Here is a 26,971-nt window from a genome sequence, read left to right as displayed (position 1 = left end):
GCGCGCCCCCCCCCCCCCCCCGGCCCCGGGAGGGGGCACGGTCACTCGGAGTCGAGCTGCGCACCGACCTCGTCGCTGATGTCGAAGTTGGCGAAGACGTTCTGCACGTCGTCGCTGTCCTCCAGGGCGTCGATCAGCTTGAGGATCTTGCGGGCGCCGTCGACGTCCAGCTCGACCTGCATGCTCGGCAGGAAGTTGGCCTCGGCCGAGTCGTAGTCGACGCCGGCGTCCACCAGGGCGGTGCGCACGGCGACCATCTTGGAGGCCTCGGAGACGATCTCGAAGGAGTCGCCGAGGTCGTTGATCTCCTCGGGCTCCTGGTCGAGGACGACCTCGAACAGCTTGTCCTCGTCCACGCCGTCCGTCTTGGGGACGATCACGACGCCCTTGCGGTTGAACAGGTACGAGACCGAGCCGGGGTCGGCCATCGAGCCGCCGTTGCGGGTCATCGCCACGCGCACGTCGGAGGCGGCGCGGTTGCGGTTGTCGGTGAGGCACTCGATGAGCACGGCGACACCGTTCGGGCCGTAGCCCTCGTACATGATCGTCTGGTAGTCGGCGCCGCCGGCCTCCAGGCCACCACCGCGCTTGACGGCGCGGTTGATGTTGTCGATCGGGACCGAGCTCTTCTTCGCCTTCTGGATGGCGTCGTAGAGGGTCGGGTTGCCGCTCACGTCGGGACCGCCGGTGCGCGCCGCCACCTCGATGTTCTTGATCATCTTGGCGAAGAGCTTGCCGCGCTTGGCGTCGATCACGGCCTTCTTGTGCTTGGTGGTAGCCCACTTAGAGTGGCCGGACATCGCCAGCTCCTTTACGTCGCCAATGGGAAATGAACAGATGAGATCTTACCGGTGCGGTCGGTCCTCGCCCGCACACGGTCGTTCGCGCACCGTCACGCGGCGGCGAGATGCTCCTCGGCCATCCGCACGAAGTACGCGTGCACCCGGTGGTCGCCGGTGAGCTCGGGGTGGAACGAGGTGGCCAGCAGATTGCCCTGGCGCACCGCGACGATCCGGCTCTCCGGGCCGTCGGCGGCCGGCAGCTCCGCCAGCACCCGCACGCCCGCGCCGACCGCCTCCACCCACGGCGCGCGGATGAACACCCCGTGCACCGGCGCCTCGTCCAGGCCGGCGAAGGCGACGCCCGACTCGAAGGACTCGTTCTGGCGGCCGAAGGCGTTGCGGCGCACGGTCATGTCGATGCCGCCCACCGTCTCCTGGTCCTCGCGCCCGTCCAGGATCTTGTCGGCCAGCATGATCATGCCGGCGCAGGTCCCGTACACCGGCATCCCGGCCGCCACCCGCTCGCGCAGCGGGCCCATCACGCCGAACAGCAGCGCCAGCTTGGACATCGTGGTGGACTCCCCGCCGGGGATCACCAGCGCGTCGACCTCGGCCAGCTCCTCCACCCGGCGGACCGGACGGGCCAGCGCGTCGGCCTCGGCCAGCGCGATCAGGTGCTCGCGGACGTCACCCTGCAGGGCGAGGACGCCGATGACTGGAGTGGACACTTCTCGTACCTCTTGACTCTCGAACGGACGACGCGCAGCGGCCCGCCGCACCGATGATCACACCGTGCGGCGGGCCGTGGGAGGCGTATTACCAGCCGCGGTTGGCGTAGCGCTCGGTCTCCGGCAGGGTGTCGCAGTTGATGCCGACCATGGCCTCGCCCAGGTTGCGGGAGGCGTCGGCGATGATCTTCGGGTCGTCGAAGAACGTGGTGGCCTTGACGATCGCGGCGGCACGCTTCGCCGGGTCGCCCGACTTGAAGATGCCGGAGCCGACGAAGACGCCCTCGGCACCCAGCTGGCGCATCAGCGCGGCGTCGGCCGGGGTGGCCACACCACCGGCGGAGAACAGCACGACCGGCAGCTTGCCCAGCTCGGCGACCTCCTTGACCAGCTCGTACGGGGCGCGCAGCTCCTTGGCGGCGGCGTACAGCTCGTTGTTGTCGAAGCCGCGCAGCTTGGCGATCTCGTTCTTGATCTGGCGCAGGTGGCGGACGGCCTCGACGACGTTGCCGGTACCGGCCTCGCCCTTGGAGCGGATCATGGCCGCGCCCTCGGCGATGCGGCGCAGCGCCTCGCCCAGGTTGGTGGCACCGCAGACGAAGGGCGTGGTGAACGCGAACTTGTCGGAGTGGTTGACCTCGTCGGCCGGGGTCAGCACCTCGGACTCGTCGATGTAGTCGACACCCAGCGACTGGAGGACCTGGGCCTCGACGAAGTGGCCGATCCGGGACTTCGCCATGACCGGGATCGAGACCGCGGCGATGATCTCCTCGATCATGTTCGGGTCCGACATGCGCGCCACGCCGCCGTCCTTGCGGATGTCGGCGGGCACGCGCTCCAGGGCCATGACGGCCACAGCGCCGGCGTCCTCGGCGATCTTCGCCTGCTCGGCGTTGACCACATCCATGATCACACCGCCCTTGAGCTGCTCGGCCATGCCGCGCTTGACCCGGGCGGTACCGATCTGCGGCTGGTCTGCGGTGGTGGGGGTGGTGGACACGTGAGACCTCACTCGAAGATGAACCAGTGCTATCGCCCTATGGTAGGCGGAAGAAACGGCCTCTCCATGCGCCATCAAGTCCAGCGTTGGTGACGGGATACGACAAACAGGCCGGATCCGGACCCACCCGCCGCAGCAGGTGAGACGCGTTCCACGCGGCCGTGCCGGACTCGCCCCGTCCGCTCCCCCGCCGCGCTCCGCACGCCCGCGCGCCCTACGCCGGCGCGCCCTCCGGAGTGAGCGCCGCGGGCGGCGCGTCGTCCATCTCGAACGCCATCGGGAACGGCGCCCGGCCCGCCAGCCGGAAGTACCGCACCAGCCGGTGCTCCCGCACCGCCCGCGCCGCCCGCACCGCGTCGTTGTGGAACCGCCGCGCCATCGGCACCCGCCGCACCGCCGCCGTCAGGTCCCGCACCGCCTCCTCGCCGCCCGGCTCGGCCACCAGCACCGCCACCTGCTCCGACTCCGCGAACACCGCCCGCAGCGCCAGGCTCAGCTGGCTCTCGGCCACCTCGCGCTGCTCGTCCTCCGCCTGCCGGGCCGCGTGCGCCGCGTCCAGCAGCAGCAGCGACGCCGCCGGGTCCAGCACCGAGGACGTCGCCAGCTCCACCGCCACCGACGCCCGGCGGACCAGCTGCGCGTCCAGCGCCGCCCGGGCGGCGTCGATCCGGGCGTGCAGCCGGTCCAGCCTCCCGGCCGTCCAACTCAGGTACATCCCGAACAGCACCACGGCCACGCCGGCCCAGATCCACGTAGTCACGGGGCGCTACGCTACCGGGTACCCCCGGTTCAGCCCTCGACCGCCGTGTTCCGGTACGCCCCGCGGTCGATGTCGCGCACGTCCACCGCCAGCTGCAGCCGCTCCCCCGGCGCCGGCTTCACCCGCTCCGCCAGCAGCGCCAGCACCGCCTCGGTGAGCGCCGCCTTCGCCTCCGGGGTCCGCCCCGGGAAGATCTGGAACTGCACGAACAGCTGCGCCTCGGCCCGCTCGCCGAAGCCCACCACGACCTCCGGGTCGGTCGGCCGGAAGACCGTCTTGCAGCCCTCGGGCGTGGCGCTGATGGTCTCCACCGCGAGCCGGTTGATCGCCAGCCCCAGCTCACGGCGGTCGAAGGAGCCGGCCAGGCTCGGCGAGTAGTCGACGGAGATCTGCGGCATCGGGGGCCTCCGGAGGCACGGTCGGGGACAGCGGTCGGGACAGGGGACGTCCGAACCGGACGTCCCCTGTCCGAACGGGACGTCGAACGGGACGTCGAACGGGACGACCGTCCGACCCTATCCGCGCCCCGCCGCCGGCTCAGTCCCGGGCCAGCCCGAACCGGCCCCACCGGCCGCTGCGCTCGTCCGCGTCGACCACGGCCGCCGCGCCCGCCGTCACCGTCTCGTAGACGGCCAGGATGTCCGCGCCCACGGTCGACCAGTCGAACCGCCGCACATGCCGCGACGCCGCCTTCCGCAGCTCCTCCAGCCGCCCCGGGTCGCCCAGCAGCCGCAGGGCCGCCCGCGCCAGCGCGTCCGCGTCCTCCACCGGGAACAGCTCGCCCGCGTCCCCGCCGTCCAGCACCTGCTTGAACGCGTCCAGGTCGCTCGCCAGCACCGGCGCGCCCGCCGACATCGCCTCGACCAAAATGATCCCGAAGCTCTCGCCGCCGGTGTTGGGCGCCACGTACAGGTCCACGCTGCGCAGCAGCCGGGCCTTCTCCCGGTCGCTCACCATGCCGAGGAACTCCACCTGTGCGCGGACCTCCGGCGCCAGCCCCGCGACCGCCTCCTCCTCGTCGCCCTTGCCCGCGACCAGCAGCCGCACCCCTGGCCGCTCCGCCAGGATCCGCGGCAGCGCCGCCAGCAGCGTCGGCAGCCCCTTGCGCGGCTCGTTGATCCGCCCGATGAAGCCGATCGTCCCCGGCCCGCCGGCGGCCGCACCGCCGGTCCAGCGCGCGTCCGGCTCGGCCTCCGCGAAGAAGCCCACGTCCACGCCGTTCGGGATCACCACCGCGTCCCCGCCCAGGTGCTCCACCAGGGTGCGCCGCGCGTACTCGCTCACCGCGATCCGGGCCCGCATCTTCTCCAGGCCCGGCTGGAGGATCGGCGAGGCCGCGATCATCGCCCGCGAGCGCGGATTCGAGGTGTGGAAGGTGCCCACCATCGGCCCCGAGGTCGACCAGGCCGCCAGTATCGACAGGCTCGGCGAGGTCGGCTCGTGCACGTGCAGGATGTCGAACCGCCCCTCGTGCAGCCACCGCCGCACCCGGGCCGCCGACAGGATCCCGAAGCTCAGCCGCGCCACCGAGCCGTTGTACGGCACCGCCACCGCCCGCCCCGCCGAGACCACGTAGGGCGGCAGCGCCTCGTCGTCCTCGGCCGGCGCCAGCACCGACACCTCGTGGCCGAGGCCGATCAGGTGCTCGGCGAGGTCCCGGATGTGGAACTGCACGCCACCGGGGACGTCCCAGTCGTACGGGCAGACGATGCCGATCTTCACGGGTCTCCTCGAAGTCCTGCGGACGGTGCGGGCGGTACGGGCGGCGGCGGGTACGGCCTCAGGCCCCCGAGGCCTCGGGGGCCGGCTCGGCGACGGCCGGATTCGCGACGACCGGGTCGGCGACCACCGGGTCCGCGGGGCGGGCCGGCCCCGCCTCCACCGTCTCACGGCCCGGGAGGTCGGCCAGCCAGAAGCGCTGCAGCATGTGCCAGTCCTCCGGGTGCTCCCGGATCGCGTCCTCCCAGACGGCGGCCATCGCCTGCGTCATCACCCGGGTCTTCTCCGCCCGGTCGCCCTCCGCCGGCACCGGCACCTCCGGATGGATCCGGCCGCGCAGGATCCGGCCCTCGTACCAGAGCGAGACCGGCATCAGCGCCGCCCCGGTCCGCTGGCACAGCGCCGCCGGACCGGCCGGCATCCGCGTCGCCTCACCGAAGAACGACACCTCGATGCCCGCCTCCGAGAGGTCGCGGTCCCCCACCAGGCAGACCATCTTCCCCGCCCGGAGCCGGCGCGCCAGCGTGCCCACCACGTTCACCGAGCCGCCGGTCAGCGCCAGCACCTCCATGCCCAGGCTCTCGCGGAACGCCACGAACCGGTCGAACAGCCGCTCCGGCTTCAACCGCTCCGCCACCGTCGTGAACGGATACCCCAGCGAGGCCACCCAGGCCCCGGCCAGGTCCCAGTTGCCCATGTGCGGCAGCGCTATCACCGCGCCCCGCTCCGACTCCAGCGCCTCCCGCAGCTGCTCGAACCCGTCCACCCGGACGTCCCGCAGCACCCGCGCGCGGCCCCAGACCGGCAGCCGGAACGACTCCTGCCAGTACCGCATGTACGAACGCATCCCGGCCCGCGACAGCTCCCGCAGCCGGGCCTCGTCCGCGTCCGGGCACACCCGCAGCAGATTCGCCTCCAACTGCAGCACCCGCTTGCCGCGCCGCCGCCACGCCGAGTCCGCCAGCCGGTCGAACAGCCCCCGCGCCGCCGGCTCGGGCAGGTGTTTGAGCACCGCCCAGCCCGCCGCGTACGCCGAGTACACCAGCCGGTCCATCACTCGTTCCTTCACCGCGGCACCGCCCCCTTCAGCTACCGGCCGACGCGCGGTCCGCCTCGAACGCCTCGCGGCGCACCGTCACCATCCGCTGGACCACCGTCACCAGACTGCCGACCGCCACCAGCCACAGCGCCACCGGCAGCAGCCACTCCACGTACGGCACACCGAACGTCGCCAGGCCCGCCACACCGGCCGCCACCAGGCTGATCACCAGCCGTTCGGCCCGCTCCACCAGGCCCGACACGTCGCACGGCAGCCCCTGGCTCTCGGCCCGCGCCTTGGTGTACGACACCACCAGCCCGCTCGCCAGACAGAACACCGCCACCGCGCACAGCAGGTTGTTGTCACCCTTGCCCGCGTACCACATGGCCAGGCCACCGAAGACCGCGGCGTCCGCGACCCGGTCCAGCGTCGAGTCGAGGAACGCCCCCCACTTGCTGGTCCGCCCCAACTGCCGCGCCATGTTCCCGTCCACCAGGTCCGAGAAGATGAACAGCGTGATCGTGATGGTGCCCCAGAAGAACTCCCCGCGCGGGAAGAACACCAGGGCGCCCGCCACCGAACCGGCCGTACCGACCAGCGTCACGGTGTCCGGGCTCACACCCAACCGGATCAGGAACGCGGCGAACGGCGTCAGGACACGTGTGAAGAAGGCACGCGCGTATTTGTTGAGCATGGCCTTCCCGACCGCTCCGATCTGCCTGGTACCCGCCTGCGGCGGAGAATGCGGCAGACGACCCGACGGATCAGCCCGCCCGGCGCACCCATCGTAGCGACGCCCACCGACACTCCCCGCCCACCGACCGCTCGCGCGCCCCCGACGCCCTCCGGCCCGGGGCCGGTCCCGCGGTTCGTCCCGGTCCGCGGCGTCGGCTTCTCCGAGCTGATCCACAGGACTCGCCCTAGACTTTCACCGACAGCCCCCGGCGCGACGGGAGGAGACCCCGATGCCCGACCGCAGCACCGCCCGGGCCGGCCAGGCCCCCGCCGTCACCGGACCGCGCGACCTGCGCAACGTCGCCCTCATCGGCTGCGCCGGTGCCGGCAAGACCACCCTCGCCGAGTCCCTCGCCCTCGCCGCCGGCGCCGTCGGCCGCGCCGGCAAGGTCGCCGACGGCACCACCGTCTCCGACCACGAACCCGTCGAGCACCAGCAGCAGCGCTCCGTCCAGCTCTCCGTGCTCCCCCTCGAATGGCGCGGCGTCAAGATCAACCTGATCGACCCGCCCGGCCACCCCGACTTCGCCGCCGACCTGCGGGCCGCCCTGCACACCGCCGACGCCGCCGTCTTCGTGGTCTCCGCCACCGACCCGGTGACCGCCCCCACCCGCGCCCTGTGGCGCCAGTGCGCCGCCGAGAACATCCCCCGCGCCATCGCCGTCGCCAAGCTCGACGTCGCCCGCGGCAGCCTCGACGAGATCCTCGCCGCCTGCCACGACGCCTTCGAGCTGGGCCCCGACACCCTCCGGCCGCTCTTCCTCCCGGTCCACCACGACGGCCGCCCCGACGGCAGCGTCGACCTCCTCACCGGGCACACCTACGGCCGCACCGACCCCCTCCCCGACACCGGGCCCGCCCGCGAGAGCCTCGTCGAAGCCATCTCCGGCCAGGACGACACCCTCATGGAGCAGTACCTGGCCGGCGACACCCTCGACACCGACGCCCTCGAAGCAGGCCTGCGCCGCGAAGTCCTCACCTGCGCCCTCCACCCCGCCGTCCCCACCAGCGAGCACGGCCTCGGCGCCACCGAACTCCTCGACCTCATCACCAGCACCTTCCCCGACCCCACCGAACGCACCCGCCCCGGCCCCGCCTGCGACCCCGACGCCCCCCTCGCCGCCCAGGTCGTCCGCGTCACCGGGGACGCCTACGTCGGCCGCGTCAGCCTGCTGCGCGTCTACGCCGGCACCCTGCGCCCGGACACCCGGATCCGCCTCACCGGCCCGCAGCACCCCGCCGACCAGGACGCCGAGGAACGCGTCACCGCGCTCACCAGCCCCTTCGGCAAACTCCAGCGCCCCGTCCCGCACGCCGTCGCCGGCGACCTCGTCTGCGTCGCCAAACTCACCACGGCCCGCTCCGGCGACACCGTCCAGGAACCCGGCCACCCCGTCGAACTCGACACCTGGCCGCTCCCCGACCCGCTGCTGCCGATCGCCGTCGAGGCCCACAGCAAGGCCGACGACGACAAGCTCTCCCAGGCGCTCGCCCGGCTCGCCGCCGAGGACCCGGCCCTGCGCCTCGAACAGAACCCCGACACCCACCAGCTCGTCCTCTGGTGCACCGGCGAGGCCCACGCCGAAACCCTCCTCGACCGCCTCCGCAACCGCCACGGCGTCCACGTCGACACCGTGCCCCACAAGGTCGCCCTGCGCGAGACCTTCGGCACCGCCGCGGCCGGCCACGGACGCCTCGTCAAACAGTCCGGCGGCCACGGCCAGTACGCCATCTGCGACCTGGAGGTCGAACCCCTCCCCGCCGGCTCCGGCTTCGAGTTCCAGGAACACGTCGTCGGCGGCGCCGTCCCCAAGCACTTCATCCCCTCCGTCGAGAAGGGCGTCCGCGCCCAGCTCGCCAAGGGCGTCGCCACCGGCCACCCGCTCGTCGACGTCCGGGTCACCCTCACCGACGGCAAGGCGCACTCCGTCGACTCCTCCGACTCCGCCTTCCAGAACGCCGCCGCCCTCGCCCTGCGCGACGCCGCCGAACACGCCGTCATCCGGCTCCTCGAACCCGTCGCCGCCGTCCGCGTCCTCCTGCCCGACGACTACCTCGGCGCCGTCCTCGGCGACCTCTCCGCCCGCCGCGGCCGCGTCCTCGGCACCGAGACCGCCGGACCCGGCCTCACCCTGCTGCGCGCCGAGGTCCCCGAACTCGAACTCGCCCGCTACCCCGTCGACCTGCGCTCGCTGACCCACGGCACGGCCGAGTTCGCCCGCGCCCACCTGCGCCACGAACCCATGCCCGCCGCCCTCGCCGCCCGCTTCGCCGACCAGGACGACTGAGACCCCGGCCCCCGGCCGCCAGTAGCCGGCCGTCAGCACCCGGGTCGGCGCCGGGCCGTCAGCGCCGGGCCGTCACCGCTGCGGCAGCGCGCAGGCCGCCGTCCCACCCGGCATCCGGTGCCGGTAACGCGCCACCCAGCGGTACACCAGCCCCGCCACCGGACGCACCGGCGCCGACGCCAACACCCCGCCCAGGTACGCCCACGCCCCGCCCGAGCGCATCAGCAGCCGCGCCACCGCCTGCGCCCCGCCGTACACCCGGCCGGCCGGCGTCACCCAGAGCACTTCACGCTCCGCGCGCTCCCACGACACCTCTCCACGCCCCCCGGCCAGGGCGTCCAGCCCCGCCAGGTCCGCGAACTGGAACGGCACCGCCTCCCAGCCGCCCGACGCCAGCGTCTGCCGCAGCCGGCGCTCCGCCCAGGTGGCACACGTCGTGCAGAAGGCACAGTCCCCGTCGAACACCAGAACCGGATCCGTCAGCGCATCGCTCTCCATGACACCCATCGTGCCGTATCCCTCCCGGCCGAAGGCGCCCCGGGGCGCGTCGAACAGCGGAAACGCGGGCATCATGCCCCACGGGCCCGAGGTGGCCCGTTCGTGACGCCAGTTCGGACGATCATCCGCGCACCGGTACCCCGGCGCGGTACCCTGCCGCAGGACAAGGGGAGGAGGGGACGCCACCGTGACCACACTCGACATGACCCCGGGTGCGCAGATACCCCGGACCGACGCCGGCCCGCAGACCGCCGGCACCCAGGCGCTCTCCTCGGCCGCGTACCGCGACGCCCGACTCGACGACGACGCCGCCAAGCTCGACGGGGCCACCGCCAAGAAGGGCCGCTTCGCCCTCTTCGCGCCCAACTTCGGCGAGGCGTTCAGCAAGGCGCTCATCTCCCGCGCGCTCAACGGCGACCGCAAGCCCCTGGTGCCCGCCTTCGGTGTGGACACCCGCCAGGTCGTCGAGCACTGCCTCGCCGCCGAGGAGATCCGCCGCGGCCGCGACCGGCAGCTGTCCACCGTCTCCGTCGTCACCGGCCTGCTCTTCCTGCCCGGCACCCTGATCTGGCTCGGCGCCTTCCAGCTCCGCGCCTGGCTCAAGCGCGACAACCCCAAGAACGCCGGCGTGTACGGGGCCGTCGTCCTCACCCTCGCCGCCGCCGTCGCCGTCCTGCTCGCGATCAAGCCCCCGGCCGGCGGCATCCTCGGCCTCTACCTGCGCATCGTCATGCTGGCCCCGGTCATCGGCTGGTACCTCGCCAAGCGCATCGTCGTCCGCACCGCCCTCGACCTGCGCGGCCGCTGGCTGCAACTGGTCGAGGGCAACGCCGTCGCCGCGACCGTCCCGATGGCCGTCCCCCGCGACGACCTCGACAAGAAGGCCGCCGACCTGCGCGCCAAGCTCGGCCGGCTCGAGTCCGAGCAGGAGACCAACGTCCACCACTACGCCGGCCCCAAGGGCATCCTCGGCGCCGGCCGCCGCTGGGGCGAGTGGAAGCTCGTCGACACCCTGCGCCCCGCCGAGGGCCAGATCGACTTCCGCCAGTTCCACCCCTGGGACCTCGTCCGCAAGATCTCCGGCCACCTCAAGTCCCTCGGCATCAGCGAGGTCGCCAACAGCGGCATACCGGATGTCCGGATCAAGCAGTGGGTGGTCTACGAGGTCGGCGAGAACGCCGACGAGATCAGCCGCCCCGGCAGCGCCGACATGGACGGCGACCACATGCGCGACTTCGCCGTCCAGGCCATCGCCGACAAGCAGACCTTCGGCGGCGGCCCCCGGCACTACCTCGCCACCCAGTTCATCACCCACGACGGCAAGCTCGTGCTGACCTTCACCGTCACCGTCTCCCTGCTCGCCAACACCCTCAACGTCACCGTCGCGGCCTTCGCACTCGGCCCGATCAACGGCTACTTCTTCGACAAGCCCAAGGACAAGGAGAAGTCGGTCGCCAAGACCGTCAGGTTCTGGGAGGAGCGGACGGTCAAGCTCCCGCTGATCGACAACGACGAGGTCGTCCGGCAGGCCGTCCGCGCCCCCTTCTACCGGATGCCCGGCCTGCTCGGCTGGCTCGGCGGCGGCCTCGGCCTGCCCGAGCCCTTCGGCCTGCGGCACGTCTGGGCCGGACTGCCCTGGGACACCCGCAGCATGGCCGACAACGCGCTCAACGTCTCGCACCCGGTGATCGGCGCCGTCCACACCGCGACGATGGAGTTCCTCGCCGAGCACGACCTCGACACCGAGCGCGCCTTCAAGGGCCGCGCGGCCGGCCTCAAGGCCGAGGCCCAGGGCAACCGGCCGTTCAAGGTCGACCGCTACGACGCCTGACCAACCCGCCCCGCGACACCAGGAGGGCCCCCGCCGACCCGGAACGGTCGACGGGGGCCCTCCTGCAACCAGCCCTAGTCCACCGGCCAGGCCTCGGCCAGCATCTTCCGGGTGTCCGCCAGCAGTTGCGGCAGCACCTTGGTGTGGCCGACCACCGGCATGAAGTTGGTGTCCCCGCCCCAGCGCGGCACCACGTGCTGGTGCAGGTGCGCGGCGATACCGGCCCCCGCCGCCGCGCCCTGGTTCATCCCGATGTTGAAGCCGTGCGCACCCGAGGCCGCGCGCAGCGCCGTCATCGCCTTCTTGGTGAACACCGCCAGCTCGGCCGTCTCCGCCTCGTCCAGCTCGGTGTAGTCCGCCGCGTGCCGGTACGGGACCACCATCAGGTGCCCGCCGTTGTACGGGTACAGGTTGAGCACCGCGTACACCGCGTTCCCGCGCGCGACGACCAGCCCGTCCTCGTCGGTGAGCGACGGGATCGAGCAGAACGGACAGCCGTCGTCCGGAGCCGGGCCGGTGGGCTTGTTCTCGCCCTGGATGTAGGCCATCCGATGGGGGGTCCACAGGCGGCGGAAGCCGTCCGGCTCCCCGACGCCCCGCTGCAGTTCCGGCTCAGTCGTCATGCTGATCAGCATATTCGCCCGCCCCCGCTTGCAAAGCGCGCGGGGCGGACTCCCGAAGGAGCCCGCCCCGCGCACACGGTCGGGTCAGACCTGGATCCGGCGCTCCACCGCGTCCACGATCTCCTGCACGGCCTCGGCCAGCGGGACACCGTTCTTCTGCTCGCCGTTGCGGTAGCGGAAGGAGACCGCGCCCGCCTCGACGTCGTCGTTGCCGGCGATCAGCATGAACGGGACCTTGGTCTTCTGGGCGTTGCGGATCTTCTTCTGCATCCGGTCGTCCGAGGTGTCCACCTCGACCCGGACCCCGCGCTTCTTCAGCTCGGCCGCGACCTCCAGCAGGTACGGCACGTGCTCGTCGGTGATCGGGATGCCGGTCACGGTGACCGGGGCCAGCCACGGCGGCATGGCACCGGCGTAGTGCTCCAGCAGCACCGCGAAGAACCGCTCGATCGAGCCGAACAGCGCCCGGTGGATCATGACCGGCCGCTGGCGCGAGCCGTCCGCCGAGGTGTACTCCAGGTCGAACCGCTCGGGCAGGTTGAAGTCGAGCTGGATGGTCGACATCTGCCAGGTCCGGCCGATGGCGTCCCGCGCCTGCACCGAGATCTTCGGGCCGTAGAAGGCCGCGCCGCCCGGGTCCGGGACCAGCGGCAGACCCTGCTTCTCGGCCACGGCGGCGAGGACGGCGGTGGCCTCCTCCCAGGCGTCGTCGCTGCCGACGAACTTCTCCGGGTCCTTGGTGGACAGCTCCAGGTAGAAGTCCGCCAGACCGTAGTCGCGCAGCAGGTTGAGCACGAAGGTGAGGGTCGAGTCGAGCTCGTCCGCCATCTGCTCGCGGGTGCAGTAGATGTGCGCGTCGTCCTGGGTGAAGCCGCGGGCGCGGGTCAGGCCGTGCACCACACCGGACTTCTCGTACCGGTACACGGTGCCGAACTCGAACAGGCGCAGCGGCAGTTCACGGTACGAGCGGCCGCGCGCGTCGAAGATCAGGTTGTGCATCGGGCAGTTCATCGGCTTGAGGTAGTAGTCCACGCCCTCGTCGAGCTGCATGGGCGGGTACATACCGTCCGCGTACCAGTCCAGGTGGCCGCTCTTCTCGAAGAGCTTCCCCTTGGTGGCGTGCGGGGTGTAGACGAACTCGTACCCCTCCTCCTCGTGCCGGCGGCGCGAGTAGTCCTCCATGGCGCGGCGGATGATGCCGCCCTTGGGGTGGAAGACGGCGAGGCCGGAGCCGATCTCCTCGGGGATGGAGAAGAGGTCGAGCTCGTTGCCGAGCTTGCGGTGGTCGCGCTTGGCGGCCTCCTCCAGGAACTCCAGGTGCGCCTTGAGCTCGTCCCTGCTCGGCCAGGCGGTCCCGTAGAGGCGCTGGAGCATGGGGTTCTTCTCGCTGCCGCGCCAGTAGGCGGCGGCCGAGCGCATGATCTTGAACGCCGGGATCATCCGGGTGCTGGGCAGGTGCGGGCCGCGGCAGAGGTCGCCCCAGCACAGCTCGCCGCTCTTGGCGTCCAGGTTGTCGTAGATGGTGAGCTCGCCCGCGCCGACCTCGACGTCGGCGCCCTCGCCGGCGGTGGCGGCGGAGCCCTTGAGACCGATCAGCTCCAGCTTGTACGGCTCGCCGGACAGCTCCTCGCGGGCGGCCTCGTCGGTGACGACGCGGCGCGAGAAGCGCTGGCCCTTCTTGATGATCTCCTGCATGCGCTTCTCGATGGCCTTGAGGTCATCGGGGTGGAACGGCTTCTCGACGTCGAAGTCGTAGTAGAAGCCGTCCTTGACCGGCGGGCCGATGCCGAGCTTGGCCTCCGGGAAGAGCTGCTGCACGGCCTGGGCCATCACGTGCGCGGTGGAGTGGCGCAGGATGTCGAGGCCGTCGGGGCTGCCGATCACGACCGGCTCGACCTCGTCGCCGTCCTGGACCGCGTAGGCGAGGTCCTTGAGCTGGCCGGCGACCCTGGCCGCGATGATCGAGCGGTCGTCCGCGAAGAGCTCGGCGGCCGTGGTGCCCGTGGTCACCACGCGCTCTTCCCGATCGGGTTCGCGGTTGATGATTACCCGGACGTCCGTCACCGGTCTCTCCTGACGTGCTGGATTCAGAGGGCGCAGCACAGCGCTGCGCCTGACGATGGTACCGAGACCGGTGGCCCCACCGTCACCTCCGTACCCCTGCTACGGCTCCCGCCCCTCCCCCAGGGTCTTGAGCAGCCGGTCGCGCTCGGCGTCCTCCAGTCCGCAGGGCTCCAGGCCGGTGGGCCGGGTGAGGCGGCGGAAGCCGCCGCGCCGTTCCAGCCGGCCGCCGAGCCGCACGGGGGTGCCGGCCAGGTGGGCCTCGGCGGCGAGCCGGTAGGCGGCGTCGGGCAGCCGCACCTTGACCTCGTCGACCTCGGCGCCGCCGAGCACCCGCAGCCGGACGCTGCCGGGCCCGGCGGGGTCGGCCCGCTTGAGCCGGACCACGAGGCCGACCAGGGTGACGGCGACGGCGGGTTCGAGGCGTTCGAGCAGTTCGGCGGCCTCGGCCAGGGCGGGCAGGTCGCCGGGCGAGAACTCGACCGCCGTCCGACGGTCGCCGAAGCCGCCCGGGGTCCCGGCGGCGGCCGACCAGGCGACGGCGAACCGGCTCACGGTCGCGCCGCGCACGAGGTTTTGGACCGCGTCGACCAGCTCGCGGCTGACCCCGGACTGGACGGCGTTCTCGAAGGCCTCGGCGCCGCCGCTGACCCGGCGGTAGTCGACGGCGTCGCGCAGCGCCTCCAGGGCGCGGACCAGGGTGGTGATCGCCGCCCGGCCCTCGGGGGCGGGGCTGTGGGCGGTGAGCCCGGGGCCGTCGGCGACGACCAGGACCCGGTCCAGGAAGTCGCCGGCCCAGGCGTCCAGGCGGGCGCCGAAGTAGGCGGCGCGGGTGCGGCCGGCCTTGGCGCCGGCGGCGAGCATGGCGCGGGCGGCCCGGCGGAGCCGTTCGGTCTCCTCCCAGGGCGCGGTGCCGGGGGCGGCGGCGCCGGGCGGCCCGGCCGGGTCGCGGTGCCAGTACAGCTCGTCGCCGGGGACGGCGAGGGCGAGCAGGATGGCCCGGGCGGAGGGGCTGGCGGAACGGGACAGCGCGGTGACGGCGTCGGTGAGCAGGTCGACCGCGTCGTCGAAGCCGTCGCCGGCCGGGACGAGCAGGCTGACGCCGGGGTCGGTGCCCTCCGGGGGCGTCCAGCGCCCGTAGCGGGCGGAGGGTCCGCCGCGCCGGACCCAGCCGTGCCGGGCGAGCAGGGTGGCGAGCACCGCGGGGTCGACGGTGGCCGGATCGGGCAGCGTCCCGGTCCGCGGCGGTTCGCCGGGCGCGGGGCGCAACGGCCCGTGGGGCAGTGTCATGGAGCGGCTCCTCCCGGCCGGGGGCCGGGCCGTCACGGGCTGCCGCCCGCGCCGACCCTGGCCATGATGTCGCACAGGGCGCGGTCGTCGAAGACCTTCGCGGTGGGGACGCGGACGTTGGTCCGGCGCTGCCCGGTGACGGGGTGGCCGGCCAGGTTGACCCAGTAGCAGCAGTGCCGCAGCTCCAGCGCGTCGGGCCGGGCGGCGAGCCAGCGGTCCACCCGGCGGGGCAGCAGCATGACGACGAGGATCCGGGGCACCGCGACCCGGGGCCGGGCGAGCTTGCGCAGATGGTCGTTGTCCAGGGTGAAGGAGAAGAAGGCGCCGCGCGGATCGGGCGCGATCTGCTGGGTGGCCTTCAGTTGGATCTTGACGGTGACCTCGTCGTCGACCTCGTGGCTGCGCGAGCCGTGGCTGACCTGCCAGTCGATGCCGTTGTCCGGGAACGGCTGCGAGAGCGAGCAGCCGGCCGCGGCGACGACCGCGTGCAGATAGCCGACCTGCAAGGTCTCCATGCAGGCCGTCACCGCCAGATCGCCCCGCAGGACGGCCGCCGCCTCCTCGGGCTGCGGCTGCGTCAGCGCCATGACCGTCCGCCCCTCCCCCGTCCCCCGGCCGTTCCGGAATCGAACACGGCACCTGTGGGCAGGGTGCCCGGCCGGTGTACCGCCAAACGGTTGAGGGGGCGTCAGGGGCGGGTATCACCGGGGCGGAACACGCTGTTTTCGAGGGGCAGTCATGCAACAGCACTGGTTCACCGGCCCGCTCGCCTCCTTCGACACCGAGACCACCGGCGTGGACGTCGAGTCCGATCGCATCGTCTCGGCCGCCCTGGTCGTCCAACCCGCTCCGGGCGCGGCCCCGGTGGCGACCACCTGGCTCGCCGATCCCGGCGTTCCGATACCCGACGGAGCCCGCGCGGTGCACGGGATAGACGACGCGAGGGTGCGGGCGTTCGGGCGCCCGGCGGCGGCGGTGGTGGCCGAGGTGGCCGCCGCCCTGGCCGAACAGGCCCGGGCCGGGCGGCCGGTGGTGGTGATGAACGCGCCGTACGACCTGACGCTGCTGGACCGCGAGCTGCGCCGGCACCGGGGCACGTCGCTGGCCGAGGCGACCGGTCCGGCGGCGCTGCTGGTGCTGGACCCCCGGGTGCTGGACAAGCACGTGGACCGCTACCGCCGGGGCCGGCGGACACTGACGGACCTCTGCGCGCACTACGGGGTCGAGCTGACCGGGGCGCACGAGGCGGCGGCGGACGCGACGGCGGCACTGGAGCTGGTGCGGGCGGTCGGCGCCCGGTACCCGGGGGCGCTGGGCGGGCTGACGGTGGGCGAGCTGCATCTGCGGCAGGCGGTCTGGCACGCGGCGCAGGCCCGGGGGCTGCAGGCCTGGTTCGACCGGACGGGGGCGGACGAGCGAGTGGACCTGTCCTGGCCGATGCGCCCGGCCCGGTGCGGCTGCGGGCGGCGGCTGTCGCCGGAGCACGACTGCGAGGTGGCCGCGTAGGGTCCGCCCGGTCCGCGGCGGCCCGACCGGATCCGCCGCGGGCGCGCGGACCCGGCACGACCCGACGCGCACGAACGCCGCAGGCCCTGACCGGTATCCCGATCAGGGCCTGCGTGCTGTCCGGTGGGCGATACTGGGATCGAACCAGTGACCCCTTCGGTGTGAACGAAGTGCTCTCCCGCTGAGCTAATCGCCCGGGCAACGAGAAGAACTGTAGCACCATTCGGCGGGTGCCGTACAACTCGTTCGGGGGGTGCCGCCCGACGCCCCCACAGAACTCCCGTGCGGTGCGGAAGATGACTGCGCCTCAGGACATTCCCCGACACCGTTCGCCGGATTACCGGAAATACATGTGAGGCCCAGCCGATAATCGACTGGGCCTCACATATCACAATGCATTCCGGTGGGCGATACTGGGATCGAACCAGTGACCCCTTCGGTGTGAACGAAGTGCTCTCCCGCTGAGCTAATCGCCCGGGTGCAGGGAAAACATTACCGCATCCCGGAGGGTGGTCCGAACCCGCTCTCCCCGGCGGTCCGACCGCCGGGACGGCGACGCCCTCACCCGGACGGCCCCGCCCGACGGGCGGGCGGACGGCTCAGTCCTCGTGGATCTTCCAGGGCATGACCAGCCCGTACTTCCACAGGTACCAGCCGCCGAGCGCGGCGATCAGCACCAGGCCGATCGCGGTGAGCGTCAGATTGCGCCGCCGGACCTTCGGGTCCAGGGCCTTGTGGGCGGCCTCGGCCACCTTGCGGCGGGTCCAGCGCAGCGCCAGCTGGGCCCAGACGAACTCGGTCGCCCAGATGCCCATGCCCAGGAAGATCACCACCCAGCCCGGGCCGGGCAGCGGCAGCATGACCACGCCGAGCGCCACGACCGCGAGGCCGACCAGGAAGACGGCCACCTGCCAGCTCAGGTGCAGCGGGCGGGACCGGCGGATGAAGCGCGGGGCCCGCGAGCCGAGCGGCCTGCCGCCGTCCGCACCGGCCTCCGCCGCCCCCTCCGTACCGGCGTCCCCGCCCCCGTCGTCCGACCCCGTCGGCGCCCCCGTGTCGTCCGGCACGATCTCGTCCCCCGTTCCGGTGTTCCCGGCCGCGTCACCGCGTGCCTTGTCGCTTCGCACAGTCATGCCAGGAAACTAACCGAGAAGGGCTCCGGTAATCGCCCGGAGGCCGGTCTGTGGCGATTCCGCAATGCGCCGTAAGGGGTACGACTCGCGCCCGAATCGGGACAGAGGGGTTTACATCGGTCTTGGAGGTGGGATGGTCCGTTCGCCGACGTGCGATTCCCCGAGCGCACACTGAGCGAAAGGCCATGGCGCTTATGAACACCACGGTCAGCTGCGAGCTGCACCTGCGCCTCATCGTGTCCAGCGAGTCCTCACTGCCCGTCCCCGCGGGCCTGCGCTACGACACTGCCGACCCCTATGCCGTGCACGCCACGTTCCACACCGGCGCGGACGAGACCGTGGAGTGGGTGTTCGCCCGAGATCTCCTCGCGGAGGGGCTGCACCGACCCACGGGCACCGGCGACGTCAGGGTCTGGCCGTCGCGCAGCCACGGGCAAGGGGTGGTCTGCATCGCCCTGAGCTCTCCGGAAGGAGAAGCCCTGCTGGAAGCCCCGGCCCGGGCGCTTGAGTCGTTCCTCAAGCGGACCGACGCCGCCGTGCCCCCCGGCACCGAACATCGTCACTTCGACCTCGACCGGGAGCTGTCCCACATCCTCGCCGAAAGCTGACCGACCGGAGGCTGTCACGCCCCGCTGTCGGCGGGGTCGTCACCCCTGCCGTCACCGCAGCCGTCCTACTCGGGGGCACGGCCGCAGACACAGCCGCGCACGACGCGGTCTCGGGGCCGGTGATGAAACGGTTCACCCCGACCGGGGTGGGCCCGCAGCACCGTACGCGCCCGGCACCGGAGCCGGCCATCCCACGGGTGGCCGGCCTCGCTGTCGGGCGCGACCCTTTTGCCGGCACTCTCCCGGCCGCTTCCGAAGGCCACGCTCTCCCGGCCACCCCCCGGCCGCTCTTCCGGCCGCTCCTCCGCCGCTGCTTTCCCCGCCGGCACGACCGACCGGCCCCGGGGCGCCGCGCCGGCTGCCCGGGAGTCCGCCCCGGCGGGCAACGCCCGGCCCGACTCCCACGGGAAACTCCGTACAGACCTACGGAATCCGTACGCGTCTTCGAAGCAAGCCACCGCCGGACCCCTCGCCGCCCCGGTAAGGTCTGGGAATGACCCGTAGTCGCGGGGTGCCCACGGCCCCCTCCGCACGAGGAGCCTCCACGTGCTGATCACCCATGACACCGAGTGCGCCCTGAGCATCCTCGTCGAGCTGCTCAACACCGCACCCGAGGTGTGCGGCAACGAACTGCTGCCTGACACCGCGGCGCTCGACGCCTTCGTGGTCCGGCAGGAGATCAGCGAGATCGACTCCCTCACCGAGGACGACCTGCGCCAGGTGCAGCAGCTGCGCTCCCGGCTGCGCGAGGTCTTCGGCACCGAGTCCACCGAAGAGGCCGCCGAGCAGGTGAACGCCCTGGTCGCGGCCGCCGGGACGACACCCCGGCTGACCAACCACGACCACCACGGGTGGCACATCCACTACTTCGCGCCGCACGCCGCCCTCGGCGACCACCTGGCCGCCGAGCTGGGCATGGCGCTGGCCTTCATCCTCATGGCGGGCGAGCGCGAGCGGCTGCGCCGCTGCGAGGCGCCGGACTGCGCGAGGGTCTTCGTGGACCTCTCGCGCAACCGCTCACGCCGCTACTGCGACAGCCGGACCTGCGGGAACCGGCTGCACGTCGCCGCGTACCGGGCCCGCCAGCGCTCCGCGGAAGCGGTGCCCTCGGCCTGAACGGCCAGGGCACCGGTCACGGGGTACCGGGCGCGGAGCGGTCAGAGGCCGCGCCGGCGCAGGATCTCCTCGATGTCGGCGAACTCGTCCAGGCCGCTGTCGCCCTTGCCGCCCTTGCCCGCCTTCCCGGCCTTGCCCGCCCTGCCCGGCTCGGCCCGGACGGCCTCCTCCGCGCGCTTCGGGGCCGGTCCGGCGGCCGGGGTGCCGGCGGCGGGGGCCACGGCGGGTGCGGCCGGTGCGGGCCCGGCGGCAGCCGGACGGGACTCGCTCCCCCCGGCCACGGCCCCGCGACGGCCCACCCAGCGGGTGGCGGCCAGCAGACCGGCCGAGACACCCAGCAGCACGATGCCGGTCCACACCCGGGGATCGAGGACGAGCTTGGTCGCCCAGTCGGCCACCTCGTCGCCGATCGTCCGGGCCACCGGGAACAGACCGGTCAGATAGAGGCCCAGCGGCAGCAGCGCGACGGCGAACCAGCGGGTCGCGGAGAGGAAGCGCCGACGGTAGGCCCGCAGGCCCGCCACGGCCACCCCGGCCGCCGTGAGCGCGACACTGACCGCCGCCGTCAGCACGGCCGCCCTCCCTTGCCCGTCGCCGCCGCGCTCCGGGACCCGGTCCGGCCCGCACTGCCCGGGGCCGCCCCGATGTCCGGAGCCGTCGTACTGGTCGGGGCCGTCGTACTGGTCGGGGCCGTCGCGGCCACCGCCGCCCCGTCGGTCGGAGTCGTCATCCCGTCGGACCTCCCGTCGCTCCCGGTCTGGCCGGGCCCGGCCGCCGACTGTCCTGGCGCGGGTCCCACAGGTGGAACACTGGAGGCATGATCGAAGGTTCCCTCCCCCGGCTCGAGTTCTGGTGCGAACTCCAGTGCCCGGACTGCCGCACCGCCCTGGACGACGTCCGCGAGCTGCGCGCCCGCTACGGCGACGCGCTGCCGATCGAGCTGCGGCACTTCCCGCTGGAGAAGCACAAGCACGCCTATGCCGCCGCCGAGGCCGCCGAGGAGGCGTTCGCCCAGGGACTGGGCTGGCCCTTCGTCGAGGCGCTGCTGGCCCGGGTCGACGACCTCTCCGCGCGCGGCACCGAGGTGCTGCTCGAGGTCGCCCGCGAGGTCGGGGTCGACCCCGAGGAGGTGGACACCGCGCTGGTGGACGGCCGGCACATGCTCACCGTCGACGCCGACCAGGCGGAGGGCCGGGCGATCGGGGTGAAGGGCACACCGACCTATGTGATCGCCGGGCAGCGGTTCGACGGCGGGCAGAGCCAGGACGGCCTGCTGGAGCGCCTCGTCGCCGCCGTCGAGGCCGCCGGGGCCTCCCGCACCGCCTGACCGCACCGCATGCCCCGCACCGCCCGGCCCGCACTGCCAGGCCGGGCACCGGGCCGGTGGCTCACAGGAGCTGCTTGCCGTAGACCCGGTTGGTGACCCGGTAACCGAGCGAGTCGTACAGCCGGACCGCGACCTCGTTGCCGCTGAAGACGTTCAGCCCGAGGTCGCGGACCCCGACCGCCAGGCACTCGCGCTCCGCGAGCCGCATCAGCGTCCGCCCGTGCCCGCGCCCCCGGTGGGCGTCGGCCACCTCCACCACCATCACCCAGCCGAGCGGCGCGCCGTCCGACAGCTCACGGGCCCGCAGCGCCAGCCAGAGCGAGCCCAGCGGCTCCTCCCCCGCCCCGTGCAGCCGGCGCAGCGCCACACCCGGGGTGCCGGCGCCCTGCGGCAGCAGTTTCAGATGGTCGGCCTCGGCCTTGGCGCGGGCCTGCTCCTCGCCCAGCCCGGAGGCCAGCAGATCGCGGACGTATCCCGCCTTGGCCTCGGCCAGCCAGGCCGGGAACGCGGCGTCGTCGATCGCGCGGGCGGCGACGCCCCCCGGCAGCGCGGGCGGCCTGTCCAGCAGCTTGATCATGTTCCGCATCCGCTCGGTGTAGCCGAGGGTCACCGCGAGCGAGCGGGCGATCCGCGCGGTCTCCGGGATGTCCGCGTCCACCCGGACGCAGCCCCAGCCCCGCAGCACCTCCTCGGCGGCCAGCGCGGCGATCGTCCCCCGGCCCCGGCCACGCCCGCTGCGCACCTCCAACTCGGCTATCTCGCCCCAGAGCCGGCCGCCCCGGGGGACGGCCGTGGTGCGCAGCCCGCCGACCGGGCGGCCGTTGACGCAGATCTGCCAGCGTCTGGTCCGGCCGCCCGCGGCGGTGTGGGTCTCCTGGCTCTCGGGGCGCAGCGTGATGGTCATGTCCCGCTCCCTTCCCCGCCGTCCGGCTCTTCTACCGGCCGGGGCCCCTCGGGCGTGCCCGGGGCCTCAGGGGTCGAGGCCCGCAGGATCGGGGCCCTCAGGGGTCGAGGTCGTCGCCGCTGCGCCGGGCGAAGGCCGCCATGGCCTTGAGCGTGACCGGGCCGGGGCCGGGGAGTTCCCGGTCGTCGATCCGGGTGACGGCCTGGACGTCGCGCAGGGAGGAGGTGAGGAAGACCTCCTCGGCCTCCTGGAGGGCGTCCAACGGCAGGTCGGCCTCCTCGGCGCCGCACCAGTCGACGACGAGCTGCCGGGTGATGCCGGCCAGGCAGCCGGAGGCGAGCGGCGGGGTGAGCAGCCGGCCGTCGAGGACGACGAAGACGTTGGAGCCGGTGCCCTCGCAGAGCCGGCCGGCGGTGTTGGCGAGCAGCGCCTCGGAGGCGCCGGCGCGGTGGGCGGCGGCGAGGGCGACGACGTTCTCGGCGTAGGAGGTGGTCTTGAGGCCGGCGACGGCGCTGTGCTCGTTGCGGCGCCAGGGGACGACCGCGACGGCGGTGGTGTCGGGGCGGCGGGCGGCGGTGCCGAGGGAGGCCACCAGGGTGGGGGCGCCGTCGCCGCGTTCGGAGCCGAGCGGCGCGGTGCCGCCGGTGTAGGTGAGGCGCAGCCGGCCGAGCGGCACCGGGTTGGCGGCGAGGACGGCGGCGACGGCCTTCCGGACCAGGTCGTGGTCGGGGTCGGGCAGTCCGAGGCCGCGGGCGGAGCGGGTGAGCCGGTCGAGGTGGCGGGTGAGCGCGAAGGGCCTGCCGTCGACGGTCTTCACGGTCTCGAACACGCCGTCGCCGGTGGTGAGTCCGTGGTCGAGGACGGACAGGGCCGGGTCCGCGGAGTCGACGAGGGTGCCGTTGACCCAGCTGGTGGTCGGGTGCTGCATCGCGGGGGGCTCCTCGCGGGACGGGCACGGGCCGGCCGGGTCCGGGTGGCGGCCGGTCCGGTCCGTGTCGGGGTTCAGTCGGTGTCGGAGTACGTCTCGGCGCCCGACGCTATCGCGACGAGGCGGGCCGCCTTCAGTTCGGTTTCCGCCCATTCACGTTCGGGGTCGGAGTCCCAGGTGATGCCGGCGCCGGTGCCGAAGCGCAGTTCGGGTGCCGCCGGGTCGGTCCGGTCGATCCAGAACGTGCGGATGCCGACCGCGAGTTCGGCCTCGCCCCGGTCGGCGTCGACCCAGCCGACGGCGCCGCAGTAGGGGCCGCGGGGCGCGGTCTCCAGGGCCTCGATGATCCGCAGGGCGCTGGACTTAGGGGCGCCGGTGACGGATCCGGGCGGGAAGGTGGCGGAGAACAGTTCGGGCCAGCCCGCGTCCTCGCGCAGGGTGCCCTCGACGGTGGAGACCAGGTGGACCAGGCCGGGGTGCTTCTCGACCGCGCACAGGTCGGGCACGGTGACGCTGCCGGTGGCGCAGACCCGGCCGAGGTCGTTGCGGACCAGGTCGACGATCATCACGTTCTCGGCGTGGTCCTTGTCGAGCAGGTCGTGCTCGGTGCGGCCGGTTCCCTTGATCGGGCCGGAGGCGACGGTGCGGCCGGTGCGGCGCAGGTAGAGCTCCGGCGAGGCGGTGGCGATCTCCACGCCGTGCGCGGGCAGCCGGATCGTTCCGGCGTAGGGGGCCGGGTTGCCGTGGGCGAGCAGGCCGGTGAGGGCGTCGATGTCGGAGCGGTCCGGGTCGGGCAGCGGGGCGGAGAGCACCCGGCAGAGGTTGGCCTGGTAGACCTCGCCGGCCGCGATGTGCTCGCGGATCCGGCGGACGCCCTCGGTGTAGGCGGCGCGGTCGAGCGAGCTCCGCCAGCCGCCGGCGGCCGGGCCGAGCCAGCCGGCGCCGGAGGGCGCGGCCGGGGCCGGGCGGACGTCGTCGAAGCGGGCGCAGGTGAGCCGGCCCTCGAAGTCGTGGGCCACGGCCCACCAGCCGGCCGAGTCCAGCGCGGCCGGGTCCGAGGTGATGTCGCGCAGTCCGGTGGCGACGCGGCCGCCGAAGCGGGCGAGGGGCTGCTGGGGGGCGGGGTGGCCGGACACGGATCTCCTGCACAGGGCTTTGCGAGGTTGCGGTGCCTGAAGTGTAGGTCGAGGGGAGTGAGCAGAGTCGGGCGTCGCGCGGGCGTACGCCGGGTGACCTGCGGGTGTCACTCAGGGTGCTCCGTCGCCCCCGGTGGGTCCGTCCGCGGCGGCCGGACCCGGGGCGGCCGGGGGGCGTCGGGCGGGGACCCCGGGGGCACGCTGCGGGAACGGATTTTTAGCTGGCCCGGGAATCCGCTAGAGTTCAACACGTCGCCAGGGAGCGCAGCCGGGAAAACCGGCGAAGATCCCCGGGAGACAGGCGGACGTGGCTCAGTTGGTAGAGCATCACCTTGCCAAGGTGAGGGTCGCGAGTTCGAATCTCGTCGTCCGCTCGACGAAGGACAGTGTAGGGTCGTCCTTCGAGTGTTGCCTGGTGGAGTGGCCGAGAGGCGAGGCAACGGCCTGCAAAGCCGTGTACACGGGTTCAAATCCCGTCTCCACCTCCAAGAGGATCACCCGGCTCTGCCGAGGGGTCCTCCCCGCGCGATTAGCTCAGCGGGAGAGCACTACCTTGACACGGTAGGGGTCACTGGTTCAATCCCAGTATCGCGCACCACGCCCGGTCCCACCGAGGCAGCAGCCCCGCGCGATTAGCTCAGCGGGAGAGCACCACCTTGACACGGTGGGGGTCACTGGTTCAATCCCAGTATCGCGCACGTCGGATCCCTCGGGATCCGCTGCGGAAGCACCGCACCAGCGCGATTAGCTCAGCGGGAGAGCACTACCTTGACACGGTAGGGGTCACTGGTTCAATCCCAGTATCGCGCACGTCAGGCCCTCCTGGGCCTGCTGCAGGAACGCCTTACCAGGCGCGATTAGCTCAGCGGGAGAGCACTACCTTGACACGGTAGGGGTCACTGGTTCAATCCCAGTATCGCGCACAGTGACGGCCGGGGCCGCGACTCGTTCGAGTCGCGGCCCCGGCCGTTCTCGTCGTTCCGGGCTCTGTGAGCCCTTCGTGAGCCCTTCGGGCCCAGTCACGGGAAGAGCCGCGTACGGTCGCCCTCACCGACGTCCGTACGCGGCATCTCCGCCTGCCGGGGCGCTCTGCGCGCCGCACTCGCCCGTCCGCGAGTTGTCGCGGCCGCGGCCTCCCCGGCGGCACCGGCTCCCCGTCCCCTGGGGATTCAGTGCCAGCTTGTGGTGCGCGTCAGTGGCCGATCAACTCGGCCACCGCCTGCGCCTGGTTCGCCATCTGCTCCCAGCCTCCGAACAGGACGGCCAGCAGCACCGCGCAGGGCAGTGCCATGGCCACCGCCACCGCCGGGTGTCTGCCGGGCTCCGCGGCCTGCGGCTGAGTGAAGGCCGGCCGACGGCGGCGGGAGGTGGATCCCGAGTGCTGCGCTGCCATGCCCTGACTCCTGATTCGTGAGCTCGGCCGGTGGTGGAAGGCGGAACGGTGGTGCACGTGAACGCGGTGGACGGCTTACCTCGGGGGACGAGCTCCCCGTCCACCGCTGAGAACAACGGTATGGCGCGAGGGGGTTGGCGGACGTCATGCCGTCGTACTGTTCTCCGGGCCTCCCGGAGGATGACGACCGGGCCTGGGGCCTACTACCGCAGGCGGAGACGCCCGCCGCGACTCCCCCGGGGGAACCCTGAGAGGGGACCCCGAGAACCGGTTCGGCACCGACTGTCCGACTGTCAGTCCAAGATCCGACAATCGGACGGTGCCTCCAGGTGTTGCGTATCAGCACACCGCAGCGGGCAGTCCGTAAGCTGTGCCGGACAAGAACTGACGACGCCCCACCCGACGGGGCCTCACCGACAGTCTGACGGGGAAACGGGAATGACGATGATGCGGCTGAGGCGTGAGGACCCCCGCATCGTCGGGCCGTACCGGCTGCACCGGCGGCTCGGGGCCGGCGGCATGGGCGTCGTCTACCTCGGCTCGGACCGCCGGGGGCAGCGGGTCGCGCTCAAGCTGATCCGGGCCGAACTGGCCGAGGACGTCGAGTTCCGTACCCGCTTCGCCCGCGAGATCGCCGCCGCGTCCAGGATCCGGGGCGGCTGCACCGCCCGCGTCATGGGCTCCGACATCGAGGCCGACCGGCCCTGGCTGGCCACCGCGTACGTCCCCGGGCCCTCGCTGTACAAGCGGGTCGGCGACGAAGGGGCGCTGGGCTGGCCCGAGGTCGCCCGGATCGGGGCCGCGCTGGCCGACGGTCTGGTCAAGGTGCACGAGGCCGGGGTCGTCCACCGGGACCTCAAGCCCTCCAACATCCTGCTGTCGCCGCGCGGGCCGCGGATCATCGACTTCGGCATCGCCTGGTCGCGCGGGGCCAGCACGCTCACCCACGTCGGGACCGCTGTCGGCTCCCCCGGCTTCCTCGCCCCCGAGCAGGTCCGGGGGGTCGCCGTCACGCCCGCGACCGACGTCTTCGCCTTCGGCGCGACGCTCGCCTACGCGCTCACCGGGGACACGCCGTTCGGCTCCGGCGCGTCCTCGGAGGTCATGCTCTACCGCGTCGTGCACGAGGAGCCCGACCTCACCGCGGTGCCGCCGCAGCTGGGCCCGCTGATCCGGGCCTGCCTGGCCAAGGAGCCCGCCGAACGGCCCGGCGCGGCCGCGCTGCACGAGCGGCTGAGCGAACTCGCCGTGCGGGGCGCGGGCGGCGGGTCCGGCGGGCCGTTCGGCCGGGGCCGCGGGGCGGGGGCGCGCGGCGACGCGGCCGGGCGGGACGACCTGGCCGGACGGGCCGGGGGCGCGCCGGGAGCGGCGGGCGCACCCGGCGAGGGACGTCCGGGAACCGCCCGCGGCAGCGAGGGACGGCCCGGGGCCGGCGGCCCGGACCGGTCCGGCGCCACCGCGCGCCCGGCCCAGGCGACACCGGCGGGAGCGCCGGCCGCCGCCCAGCGCGGCGTCCCGGCCCCGGGGGGGGGGCGCGCGCCGGCGGGGGGGCGGGCCCGGCCGGGC

The 26,971-nt window shown here is 73.2% G+C and carries 26 protein-coding genes and 8 tRNA genes; 13 read left to right on the top strand and 21 right to left on the bottom strand.

Annotated elements, in window-relative coordinates:
• Positions 1–41 precede the first annotated feature (41 nt).
• The 8 genes from SM793_RS33110 to pgsA all read right to left on the bottom strand — a co-directional run bounded on the left by SM793_RS33110 (position 42) and on the right by pgsA (position 6,722).
• The gene (locus tag SM793_RS33110) at positions 42–800 is read right to left on the bottom strand and encodes a YebC/PmpR family DNA-binding transcriptional regulator (RefSeq protein WP_320442026.1); all 759 of its coding nucleotides are present in this window, start codon (positions 798–800) and stop codon (positions 42–44) included.
• Between the two features lie 92 nt (positions 801–892).
• Positions 893–1,510, bottom strand: a complete 618-nt coding sequence (gene pdxT / locus SM793_RS33105) for a pyridoxal 5'-phosphate synthase glutaminase subunit PdxT (protein ID WP_320442025.1) — start codon at positions 1,508–1,510, stop codon at positions 893–895.
• An 88-nt stretch (positions 1,511–1,598) separates the two neighbouring features.
• On the bottom strand, positions 1,599–2,510 hold the full coding sequence (gene pdxS / locus SM793_RS33100; protein WP_030300161.1) for a pyridoxal 5'-phosphate synthase lyase subunit PdxS: 912 nt from the start codon (positions 2,508–2,510) through the stop codon (positions 1,599–1,601).
• A 214-nt stretch (positions 2,511–2,724) separates the two neighbouring features.
• Positions 2,725–3,225: a hypothetical protein gene (locus SM793_RS33095; RefSeq protein WP_320442027.1), complete on the bottom strand. Its 501-nt coding sequence runs from the start codon at positions 3,223–3,225 to the stop codon at positions 2,725–2,727.
• A 74-nt stretch (positions 3,226–3,299) separates the two neighbouring features.
• Complete coding sequence (locus SM793_RS33090; protein WP_320442024.1) at positions 3,300–3,668, bottom strand: isomerase; 369 nt, start codon at positions 3,666–3,668, stop codon at positions 3,300–3,302.
• A 139-nt stretch (positions 3,669–3,807) separates the two neighbouring features.
• Positions 3,808–4,992, bottom strand: coding sequence for a glycosyltransferase family 4 protein (locus SM793_RS33085; RefSeq protein ID WP_320442023.1), 1,185 nt, complete (start codon positions 4,990–4,992; stop codon positions 3,808–3,810).
• 58 nt (positions 4,993–5,050) lie between these two features.
• Positions 5,051–6,043 (bottom strand): phosphatidylinositol mannoside acyltransferase, encoded by a 993-nt coding sequence (locus tag SM793_RS33080; RefSeq protein WP_320442022.1) that lies wholly within the window; start codon positions 6,041–6,043, stop codon positions 5,051–5,053.
• A 31-nt stretch (positions 6,044–6,074) separates the two neighbouring features.
• Positions 6,075–6,722 (bottom strand): phosphatidylinositol phosphate synthase, encoded by a 648-nt coding sequence (gene pgsA, locus SM793_RS33075; RefSeq protein WP_320442021.1) that lies wholly within the window; start codon positions 6,720–6,722, stop codon positions 6,075–6,077.
• A gap of 271 nt (positions 6,723–6,993) precedes the next feature.
• On the opposite strand from pgsA, the gene SM793_RS33070 reads away from it, so the two are divergent.
• Positions 6,994–9,051 (top strand): elongation factor G-like protein EF-G2, encoded by a 2,058-nt coding sequence (locus tag SM793_RS33070; RefSeq protein WP_320442020.1) that lies wholly within the window; start codon positions 6,994–6,996, stop codon positions 9,049–9,051.
• 72 nt (positions 9,052–9,123) lie between these two features.
• On the opposite strand, the gene SM793_RS33065 is transcribed toward SM793_RS33070, so the two are convergent.
• Positions 9,124–9,549 carry a DUF393 domain-containing protein gene (locus SM793_RS33065; RefSeq protein WP_320442019.1) on the bottom strand — a complete coding sequence of 142 codons (426 nt, stop codon included), beginning with the start codon at positions 9,547–9,549 and terminating at the stop codon, positions 9,124–9,126.
• Between the two features lie 187 nt (positions 9,550–9,736).
• On the opposite strand from SM793_RS33065, the gene SM793_RS33060 reads away from it, so the two are divergent.
• The gene (locus tag SM793_RS33060; RefSeq protein ID WP_320442018.1) at positions 9,737–11,380 is read left to right on the top strand and encodes a hypothetical protein; all 1,644 of its coding nucleotides are present in this window, start codon (positions 9,737–9,739) and stop codon (positions 11,378–11,380) included.
• Between the two features lie 74 nt (positions 11,381–11,454).
• Here the strand turns inward: SM793_RS33060 and SM793_RS33055 are convergent, their stop codons facing one another.
• The 4 genes from SM793_RS33055 to SM793_RS33040 form a co-directional block, all read right to left on the bottom strand.
• Positions 11,455–12,015: an HIT domain-containing protein gene (locus tag SM793_RS33055; RefSeq protein WP_320442017.1), complete on the bottom strand. Its 561-nt coding sequence runs from the start codon at positions 12,013–12,015 to the stop codon at positions 11,455–11,457.
• Between the two features lie 72 nt (positions 12,016–12,087).
• Positions 12,088–14,067: a threonine--tRNA ligase gene (gene thrS, locus SM793_RS33050; protein ID WP_320442016.1), complete on the bottom strand. Its 1,980-nt coding sequence runs from the start codon at positions 14,065–14,067 to the stop codon at positions 12,088–12,090.
• Positions 14,068–14,166: 99 nt separating this feature from the next.
• Positions 14,167–15,354 carry a hypothetical protein gene (locus SM793_RS33045; RefSeq protein WP_320442015.1) on the bottom strand — a complete coding sequence of 396 codons (1,188 nt, stop codon included), beginning with the start codon at positions 15,352–15,354 and terminating at the stop codon, positions 14,167–14,169.
• Positions 15,355–15,386: 32 nt separating this feature from the next.
• Positions 15,387–15,941: a DUF4365 domain-containing protein gene (locus SM793_RS33040; RefSeq protein WP_053646753.1), complete on the bottom strand. Its 555-nt coding sequence runs from the start codon at positions 15,939–15,941 to the stop codon at positions 15,387–15,389.
• A gap of 151 nt (positions 15,942–16,092) precedes the next feature.
• Here SM793_RS33040 and SM793_RS33035 point away from each other — a divergent pair, with 151 nt between their 5' ends.
• Positions 16,093–16,860 (top strand): exonuclease domain-containing protein, encoded by a 768-nt coding sequence (locus SM793_RS33035; RefSeq protein ID WP_320442014.1) that lies wholly within the window; start codon positions 16,093–16,095, stop codon positions 16,858–16,860.
• A gap of 124 nt (positions 16,861–16,984) precedes the next feature.
• Here the strand turns inward: SM793_RS33035 and SM793_RS33030 are convergent.
• The 3 genes from SM793_RS33030 to SM793_RS33020 form a co-directional block, all read right to left on the bottom strand.
• Positions 16,985–17,056 (bottom strand) — tRNA-Val (locus tag SM793_RS33030).
• A gap of 208 nt (positions 17,057–17,264) precedes the next feature.
• A tRNA-Val gene (locus SM793_RS33025) sits at positions 17,265–17,336 on the bottom strand.
• 123 nt (positions 17,337–17,459) lie between these two features.
• Complete coding sequence (locus SM793_RS33020) at positions 17,460–17,993, bottom strand: TIGR02611 family protein (RefSeq protein WP_320442013.1); 534 nt, start codon at positions 17,991–17,993, stop codon at positions 17,460–17,462.
• A gap of 194 nt (positions 17,994–18,187) precedes the next feature.
• On the opposite strand from SM793_RS33020, the gene SM793_RS33015 reads away from it, so the two are divergent.
• Together SM793_RS33015 and SM793_RS33010 are read left to right on the top strand one after the other, a co-directional pair.
• Positions 18,188–18,601: an SsgA family sporulation/cell division regulator gene (locus SM793_RS33015; protein WP_030056266.1), complete on the top strand. Its 414-nt coding sequence runs from the start codon at positions 18,188–18,190 to the stop codon at positions 18,599–18,601.
• Between the two features lie 546 nt (positions 18,602–19,147).
• Positions 19,148–19,717: a CGNR zinc finger domain-containing protein gene (locus SM793_RS33010; protein WP_320442012.1), complete on the top strand. Its 570-nt coding sequence runs from the start codon at positions 19,148–19,150 to the stop codon at positions 19,715–19,717.
• 41 nt (positions 19,718–19,758) lie between these two features.
• Here SM793_RS33010 and SM793_RS33005 read toward each other — a convergent pair whose 3' ends face one another.
• The gene (locus tag SM793_RS33005) at positions 19,759–20,289 is read right to left on the bottom strand and encodes a hypothetical protein (RefSeq protein WP_320442011.1); all 531 of its coding nucleotides are present in this window, start codon (positions 20,287–20,289) and stop codon (positions 19,759–19,761) included.
• A gap of 245 nt (positions 20,290–20,534) precedes the next feature.
• On the opposite strand from SM793_RS33005, the gene SM793_RS33000 reads away from it, so the two are divergent.
• The gene (locus SM793_RS33000) at positions 20,535–21,044 is read left to right on the top strand and encodes a DsbA family protein (RefSeq protein WP_320442010.1); all 510 of its coding nucleotides are present in this window, start codon (positions 20,535–20,537) and stop codon (positions 21,042–21,044) included.
• 61 nt (positions 21,045–21,105) lie between these two features.
• Here the strand turns inward: SM793_RS33000 and SM793_RS32995 are convergent, their stop codons facing one another.
• The 3 genes from SM793_RS32995 to SM793_RS32985 all read right to left on the bottom strand — a co-directional run bounded on the left by SM793_RS32995 (position 21,106) and on the right by SM793_RS32985 (position 24,012).
• Entirely contained in the window at positions 21,106–21,948 is an 843-nt protein-coding gene (locus SM793_RS32995) for a GNAT family N-acetyltransferase (protein WP_320442009.1), read from the bottom strand.
• Between the two features lie 97 nt (positions 21,949–22,045).
• Positions 22,046–22,876 carry an aminodeoxychorismate lyase gene (locus SM793_RS32990; RefSeq protein ID WP_320442008.1) on the bottom strand — a complete coding sequence of 277 codons (831 nt, stop codon included), beginning with the start codon at positions 22,874–22,876 and terminating at the stop codon, positions 22,046–22,048.
• A 74-nt stretch (positions 22,877–22,950) separates the two neighbouring features.
• Positions 22,951–24,012 carry a chorismate-binding protein gene (locus SM793_RS32985; protein ID WP_320442007.1) on the bottom strand — a complete coding sequence of 354 codons (1,062 nt, stop codon included), beginning with the start codon at positions 24,010–24,012 and terminating at the stop codon, positions 22,951–22,953.
• Between the two features lie 301 nt (positions 24,013–24,313).
• Here SM793_RS32985 and SM793_RS32980 point away from each other — a divergent pair.
• From SM793_RS32980 to SM793_RS32955, 6 genes are all read left to right on the top strand, one after another.
• Positions 24,314–24,386 (top strand) — tRNA-Gly (locus SM793_RS32980).
• 40 nt (positions 24,387–24,426) lie between these two features.
• Positions 24,427–24,500: transfer RNA gene (locus tag SM793_RS32975), tRNA-Cys, on the top strand.
• Between the two features lie 35 nt (positions 24,501–24,535).
• Positions 24,536–24,610 (top strand) — tRNA-Val (locus SM793_RS32970).
• 28 nt (positions 24,611–24,638) lie between these two features.
• Positions 24,639–24,710, top strand: a tRNA-Val gene (locus SM793_RS32965).
• A 40-nt stretch (positions 24,711–24,750) separates the two neighbouring features.
• Positions 24,751–24,822 (top strand) — tRNA-Val (locus tag SM793_RS32960).
• Between the two features lie 41 nt (positions 24,823–24,863).
• Positions 24,864–24,935, top strand: a tRNA-Val gene (locus tag SM793_RS32955).
• Positions 24,936–25,204: 269 nt separating this feature from the next.
• Here the strand turns inward: SM793_RS32955 and SM793_RS32950 are convergent.
• On the bottom strand, positions 25,205–25,405 hold the full coding sequence (locus tag SM793_RS32950) for a hypothetical protein (protein WP_320442006.1): 201 nt from the start codon (positions 25,403–25,405) through the stop codon (positions 25,205–25,207).
• Between the two features lie 438 nt (positions 25,406–25,843).
• Between SM793_RS32950 and SM793_RS32945 the strand changes: the two genes are divergently transcribed.
• Positions 25,844–26,971 (top strand): serine/threonine-protein kinase (locus SM793_RS32945; RefSeq protein ID WP_320442005.1); only part of this gene is annotated, 1,128 nt, incomplete at its 3' end.

It is taken from the genome of Kitasatospora purpeofusca (genome assembly GCF_034043715.1).
Taxonomy (GTDB): domain Bacteria; phylum Actinomycetota; class Actinomycetes; order Streptomycetales; family Streptomycetaceae; genus Kitasatospora; species Kitasatospora purpeofusca_A.
The sequence above is the reverse complement of the archived record's forward strand: the minus strand, read 5'-3'. Positions and strand labels throughout refer to the sequence as shown.